Origin of the sequence: Haloimpatiens massiliensis (genome assembly GCF_900184255.1) — a bacterium.
Lineage (GTDB): Bacteria > Bacillota > Clostridia > Clostridiales > Clostridiaceae > Haloimpatiens > Haloimpatiens massiliensis.
Genome location: NZ_LT854627.1, coordinates 1 through 1,518, shown reverse-complemented (window position 1 = coordinate 1,518; position 1,518 = coordinate 1). Strand labels below are relative to the sequence as shown.

Annotated in this window: 1 protein-coding gene; it reads right to left on the bottom strand. The window is 29.9% G+C overall.

Translation table 11 applies throughout. From position 1 onward, the window contains the following. Window positions 1–2: 2 nt before the first annotated feature. Window positions 3–1,391, bottom strand: a complete 1,389-nt coding sequence (locus tag C1715_RS00095) for an IS4 family transposase (RefSeq protein ID WP_102398663.1) — start codon at window positions 1,389–1,391, stop codon at window positions 3–5. Between the last annotated feature and the right edge of the window lie 127 nt (window positions 1,392–1,518).

Here is a 1,518-nt window from a genome sequence, read left to right as displayed (position 1 = left end):
ACTCAACTTTCGCAGGACAAAAAGACTAACTTCTCCTTGATATAACAAGGTAAAGCAGCAATAAAACTATCTATTATTGAGTCAATAATGTCTTTTGAAAGAAGAAGTTTTTCAGTTAATACATTTTTTAAAATATCTATAATAAGATTCATTACTTCACAAAACTTAACATCTTGAAGTTCATCACAACATTGATAAAAAAATCCACCGATAGTTCTGACATCATTATTCTTACGACTTTCTAAAGTAAGCATAATATACCTAGTAAAAACTATAGAAGTATGTGAAACCATGGAATCATAAGAACGCCCTTGAAACTCTTTAGCGAGTTTTAGAAAGGACTTGTTCATTTTAAAGAAAACCTCTATATCCCAACGTTTTCCATAAATTCTTACTATCTCGTTATCATCTAAGGATATATTGGTTGAAATTAAAGCAAGCCATTTTCTACTTCTGTTTCTGTCCCTTACAAATACAATTTTTGCTTTTACTTCATTACCATTTTTGTCAGAGCCAATACCTACAATAGCAGAAGAGAGAATTTTGGCCTTACCACGCCTTTTTCTTAAAGCAGCGTAAAGATCTTTAAGGTTCAATAATTTACCATTGTAATTGTAGTAAACCCTTGGCATTGCTTTAACCATGGCAATAGTATTAAGTTTGAGTTCTAAAATCTGTATAAGAGTTTTTGGGTACGTAAACCAGCTGTCAAAAAGAACATATGAAGCAGGAATAGCATATTTTGAAACTTGTTTAAGTAAACTAATCATAACTTCGGGTGACTTTAAAATAGCCTCCTTACGGAGTTTAGATCCATTAGTTCTTTTATCAATATTGTGATTTTCTGAGCAAAGTCTGTTTTTCTCCTTTTCGGAAGAAAGTAGAGTGAACGCAAGTGGTAAAAAAGTGTTGCCATCTGACCAGCCAAGAGTAAGAAGGCGAAAGCCCTTGATATATTTATGATCAACATGATCACGAACTCTTGCAAGAAGTTCAACAGATTTACTTCTAGATCTACTGTATAAAGAATCATCAACTACAAGTACATTAACTCTATCTTCAGAAGTAAGAGGCACAATAATGTTTTTTATGATTGATGAAGAAAGTAAAAACAGAAATTTTCTCCAATTGAAGTTTGGTGAGTTAAGGAATCTATATATAGTATCCTTTGAAAATTGATTATTTTTTCCAAATTCCAAGTTTCTAAATAAGTTTTTTCCAGTAAAAACAAGCATAAAGATATATTTAAATATTTTTATACAGGAAAATCCTTTTTCTTTAGAAAAATTACATTGTTTAAGTATGTATCCAATTTTGTTATCCTTAAAAAATCTATTTATAGTAAAATTAAGTTGTTTATCAGTAGTATCATTTGATATAATAGTATTCATAAGAAACATTCCTTTCCTTGGTGTGATGTTTGTCATGATTCTATTATACCAAAAGGAATGTTTCTTTGCTTTATATGTTTATTTTAAAGGCTTCCGCCTTAAATTTTATGTGCGAAAGTTGAGTTAA

Bases quoted from the DNA above. Each gene is read 5' to 3' on its own strand.
- C1715_RS00095 (WP_102398663.1), bottom strand. From the start codon at position 1,391: ATGAATACTATTATATCAAATGATACTACTGATAAACAACTTAATTTT.